Below are 5,593 nucleotides of genomic sequence, written 5' to 3' on the forward strand. Positions count from 1 at the left end.
CATAAAAAAACACCCTCAACTGTTAAGTTGAGGGTGTTTAGAATAATGAGCTGGCGATGACTTACTCTCACATGGGAAACCCCACACTACCATCAGCGCTAAGAGGTTTCACTTCTGAGTTCGGGAAGGGATCAGGTGGTTCACTCTTGCTATGGTCGCCAGCACAACTGGTATGGATACTTGCATTGGTCTTATTGGTTGCCGATGCGTTTTCCAAATCTTTACAGATGGGCTGATTGAGTCTTACTTTATTTTGTTCATTTTAGCTAAGCGTATAACTAAATCAAGTTGCTTTGCATATTAATGAATCGATTGATGCTTTATATACAACTGCTTGGGTGTTGTATAGTCAAGCCTCACGAGCAATTAGTATTGGTCAGCTTCACATATCACTATGCTTCCACATCCAACCTATCAACGTCCTAGTCTCGAACGGCTCTTTAGAGGACATAAAGTCCTAGGGAAATCTTATCTTGAGGTAGGCTTCCCGCTTAGATGCTTTCAGCGGTTATCCCTTCCGAACATAGCTACCCGGCGATGCGACTGGCGTCACAACCGGTACACCAGAGGTTCGTCCACTCTGGTCCTCTCGTACTAGGAGCAGATCCTCTCAAATTTCCAGCGCCCACGGTAGATAGGGACCGAACTGTCTCACGACGTTCTAAACCCAGCTCGCGTACCTCTTTAAATGGCGAACAGCCATACCCTTGGGACCTGCTTCAGCCCCAGGATGAGATGAGCCGACATCGAGGTGCCAAACACCGCCGTCGATATGAACTCTTGGGCGGTATCAGCCTGTTATCCCCAGAGTACCTTTTATCCGTTGAGCGATGGCCCTTCCATACAGAACCACCGGATCACTAAGACCTACTTTCGTACCTGCTCGACTTGTGGGTCTCGCAGTTAAGCGCGCTTTTGCCTTTATACTCTACGCGTGATTTCCGACCACGCTGAGCGCACCTTCGTACTCCTCCGTTACTCTTTAGGAGGAGACCGCCCCAGTCAAACTACCCACCAGACATGGTCCTCGCCCCGGATTACGGGGCAGAGTTAGAACCTCAACATTACCAGGGTGGTATTTCAAGGACGGCTCCATTGGAACTAGCGTTCCAACTTCAAAGCCTCCCACCTATCCTACACAAGTAAGGTCAAAGTTCAATGTCAAGCTGCAGTAAAGGTTCACGGGGTCTTTCCGTCTAGCCGCGGGTACACTGCATCTTCACAGCGATTTCGATTTCACTGAGCCTCTGCTGGAGACAGCGCCGCCATCATTATGCCATTCGTGCAGGTCGGAACTTACCCGACAAGGAATTTCGCTACCTTAGGACCGTTATAGTTACGGCCGCCGTTTACTGGGGCTTCGATCAAGAGCTTCGCTTACGCTAACCCCATCAATTAACCTTCCAGCACCGGGCAGGCATCACACCCTATACGTCCACTTTCGTGTTTGCAGAGTGCTATGTTTTTAATAAACAGTTGCAGCGGCCTGGTTTCTGTGGCTGTCATCAGCTCAGGAAGCAAGTTCCATCACCAACAACAGCGTACCTTCTCCCGAAGTTACGGTACCATTTTGCCTAGTTCCTTCAGCAGAGTTCTCTCAAGCGCCTTGGTCTACTCGACCTGACCACCTGTGTCGGTTTAGGGTACGATTCCTGTGTAACTGAAGCTTAGAGACTTTTCCTGGAAGCATGGTATCAGCCACTTCGCTGTACAAGTACAGCTTGCTATCAGATCTCAGCATAGAGCACCCCGGATTTGCCTAAGATGCATGCCTACTTCCTTTCACCTGGACAACCAACGCCAGGCTGACTTAACCTTCTCCGTCCTCTCATCGCATTACACAGAAGTATTGGAATATTAACCAATTTCCCATCGACTACGCCTTTCGGCCTCGCCTTAGGGGTCGACTCACCCAGCCCCGATTAACGTTGGACTGGAACCCTTGGTCTTTCGGCGAACGGGTTTTTCACCCGTTTTGTCGTTACTCACGTCAGCATTCGCACTTCTGATACCTCCAGCATACTTCTCAATACACCTTCATCGGCTTACAGAACGCTCCCCTACCACTTGACTTAAAAGTCAAATCCGCAGCTTCGGCACATAGTTTTAGCCCCGTTACATCTTCCGCGCAGGCCGACTCGACTAGTGAGCTATTACGCTTTCTTTAAAGGGTGGCTGCTTCTAAGCCAACCTCCTAGCTGTCTATGCCTTCCCACATCGTTTCCCACTTAACTATGATTTTGGGGCCTTAGCTGGCGGTCTGGATTGTTTTCCTCTTGACTACGGACGTTAGCACCCGCAGTCTGTCTCCCGGATAGTACTCATAGGTATTCGGAGTTTGCATCGGTTTGGTAAGTCGGGATGACCCCCTAGCCGAAACAGTGCTCTACCCCCTATGGTATTCGTCCGAGGCGCTACCTAAATAGCTTTCGGGGAGAACCAGCTATCACCAGGCTTGATTAGCCTTTCACCCCTATCCACAAGTCATCCCCTGGCTTTTCAACGACAGTGGGTTCGGTCCTCCAGTTAGTGTTACCCAACCTTCAACCTGCTCATGGATAGATCGCCTGGTTTCGGGTCTATACCCAGCAACTAAACGCCCTATTAAGACTCGATTTCTCTACGGCTCCCCTATACGGTTAACCTCGCTACTGAATATAAGTCGCTGACCCATTATACAAAAGGTACGCAGTCACCGAACAAGTCGGCTCCCACTGCTTGTATGCATGCGGTTTCAGGATCTATTTCACTCCCCTCACAGGGGTTCTTTTCGCCTTTCCCTCACGGTACTGGTTCACTATCGGTCAGTCAGGAGTATTTAGCCTTGGAGGATGGTCCCCCCATATTCAGACAAGGTTTCACGTGCCTCGCCCTACTCGTCATCATTATGTGTGCCCTTTCGTGTACGGGAATATCACCCTCTACGTTCGCACTTCCCAGAGCGTTCCACTAAAACACACATAACTTAATGGGCTGATCCCCGTTCGCTCGCCGCTACTAAGGGAATCTCAATTGATTTCTTTTCCTAAGGGTACTGAGATGTTTCACTTCCCCTCGTTCGCCTTGCAACACTATGTATTCATGTTGCAATACCTACCTTAAAGTAGGTGGGTTCCCCCATTCAGAAATCTCCGGATCAAAGGATATTTGCCGCCTCCCCGGAGCTTATCGCAGGCTATTACGTCTTTCATCGCCTCTGACTGCCAAGGCATCCACCACATGCACTTAATTACTTGACTATACAACCCCAAACAGTCGTTATTACCTACAAGGAGTAATAAGACATGATCAATGATTCCTCATCAATCTCTTACAGTTTGAAGTACTGTGTATTTAAACACTGTACAGCTTCAATCTAATTCATATACCAAAACGCTTGATTCAGTTAATTTGCTAGTTCTCAATTAATTCCAAGATCAGAATTACTTCTTCTCTTTTCATTATTGAGTGAACAATTTATTTCAGACTCAATTTTGCCAATCTGTTAATGAATAAACATGCCTTCGTCAGGTCATGCTTAATACCGTGATACTTAAATCACAGAAGTTAATAAACCAAGATCTAAATCTTTATTTACTAATTTCTGTAATCCGAACTTCTCTTAAGTTCTGGTGGAGACTAGGAGAGTCGAACTCCTGACCTCCTGCGTGCAAAGCAGGCGCTCTACCAACTAAGCTAAGTCCCCAGCTTACATCATCAGTTATGTATCTTCTTTTCTATAACTTCAACCAGTCAAAGTCATGGTGGGTCTGACAAGACTTGAACTTGTGACCCCACGCTTATCAAGCGTGTGCTCTAACCAACTGAGCTACAGACCCTCAGATACATCTATGAAGAACAACTTGTTGTGGATTCTTACCAATCGTCAATCTTTCGTTAAGGAGGTGATCCAGCCGCAGGTTCCCCTACGGCTACCTTGTTACGACTTCACCCCAGTCATCGGCCACACCGTGGTAAGCGTCCTCCTTGCGGTTAGACTACCTACTTCTGGTGCAACAAACTCCCATGGTGTGACGGGCGGTGTGTACAAGGCCCGGGAACGTATTCACCGCGGCATTCTGATCCGCGATTACTAGCGATTCCGACTTCATGGAGTCGAGTTGCAGACTCCAATCCGGACTACGATCGGCTTTTTGAGATTAGCATCCTATCGCTAGGTAGCAACCCTTTGTACCGACCATTGTAGCACGTGTGTAGCCCTGGCCGTAAGGGCCATGATGACTTGACGTCGTCCCCGCCTTCCTCCAGTTTGTCACTGGCAGTATCCTTAAAGTTCCCGACATTACTCGCTGGCAAATAAGGAAAAGGGTTGCGCTCGTTGCGGGACTTAACCCAACATCTCACGACACGAGCTGACGACAGCCATGCAGCACCTGTATGTAAGTTCCCGAAGGCACCAATCCATCTCTGGAAAGTTCTTACTATGTCAAGGCCAGGTAAGGTTCTTCGCGTTGCATCGAATTAAACCACATGCTCCACCGCTTGTGCGGGCCCCCGTCAATTCATTTGAGTTTTAGTCTTGCGACCGTACTCCCCAGGCGGTCTACTTATCGCGTTAGCTGCGCCACTAAAGCCTCAAAGGCCCCAACGGCTAGTAGACATCGTTTACGGCATGGACTACCAGGGTATCTAATCCTGTTTGCTCCCCATGCTTTCGCACCTCAGCGTCAGTGTTAGGCCAGATGGCTGCCTTCGCCATCGGTATTCCTCCAGATCTCTACGCATTTCACCGCTACACCTGGAATTCTACCATCCTCTCCCACACTCTAGCTAACCAGTATCGAATGCAATTCCCAAGTTAAGCTCGGGGATTTCACATTTGACTTAATTAGCCGCCTACGCGCGCTTTACGCCCAGTAAATCCGATTAACGCTTGCACCCTCTGTATTACCGCGGCTGCTGGCACAGAGTTAGCCGGTGCTTATTCTGCGAGTAACGTCCACTATCTGAAGGTATTAACTTCAGTAGCCTCCTCCTCGCTTAAAGTGCTTTACAACCATAAGGCCTTCTTCACACACGCGGCATGGCTGGATCAGGCTTGCGCCCATTGTCCAATATTCCCCACTGCTGCCTCCCGTAGGAGTCTGGGCCGTGTCTCAGTCCCAGTGTGGCGGATCATCCTCTCAGACCCGCTACAGATCGTCGCCTTGGTAGGCCTTTACCCCACCAACTAGCTAATCCGACTTAGGCTCATCTATTAGCGCAAGGTCCGAAGATCCCCTGCTTTCTCCCGTAGGACGTATGCGGTATTAGCATTCCTTTCGAAATGTTGTCCCCCACTAATAGGCAGATTCCTAAGCATTACTCACCCGTCCGCCGCTAAGTGATAGTGCAAGCACCATCACTCCGCTCGACTTGCATGTGTTAAGCCTGCCGCCAGCGTTCAATCTGAGCCATGATCAAACTCTTCAGTTAAAAATCATTTTGCACCTTATTAAAGACAAGGTGCCAATTCTGGCTCATCAATTTTCTGACTTAAATTTCGCTCAAATAAACTTCGAGTAATTTAAACCAATCAATCAATGATAATATTTCGATCAATCAATCAGTAAAAATCCACACAAGTTGTTCTTCATAATCTCTTAATGATCTT

Annotated in this window: 2 tRNA genes and 3 rRNA genes; all 5 read right to left on the reverse strand. The window is 48.3% G+C overall.

Annotation, left to right across the window (positions count from 1 at the left end):
• Positions 1-48 precede the first annotated feature (48 nt).
• The 5 genes from rrf to ACLBWE_RS19060 all read right to left on the reverse strand — a co-directional run bounded on the left by rrf (position 49) and on the right by ACLBWE_RS19060 (position 5,415).
• A 5S ribosomal RNA gene (gene rrf / locus ACLBWE_RS19040) occupies positions 49-163 on the reverse strand.
• Between the two features lie 182 nt (positions 164-345).
• Positions 346-3,239, reverse strand: a 23S ribosomal RNA gene (locus ACLBWE_RS19045).
• 370 nt (positions 3,240-3,609) lie between these two features.
• Positions 3,610-3,685: transfer RNA gene (locus tag ACLBWE_RS19050), tRNA-Ala, on the reverse strand.
• A 56-nt stretch (positions 3,686-3,741) separates the two neighbouring features.
• Positions 3,742-3,818 (reverse strand) — tRNA-Ile (locus tag ACLBWE_RS19055).
• 59 nt (positions 3,819-3,877) lie between these two features.
• Positions 3,878-5,415 (reverse strand): 16S ribosomal RNA (locus ACLBWE_RS19060).
• The 16S, 23S and 5S rRNA genes sit together here with 2 tRNA genes alongside, the layout of an rRNA operon.
• Between the last annotated feature and the right edge of the window lie 178 nt (positions 5,416-5,593).

It is taken from the genome of Acinetobacter sp. M5A5_2a, from assembly GCF_053345265.1.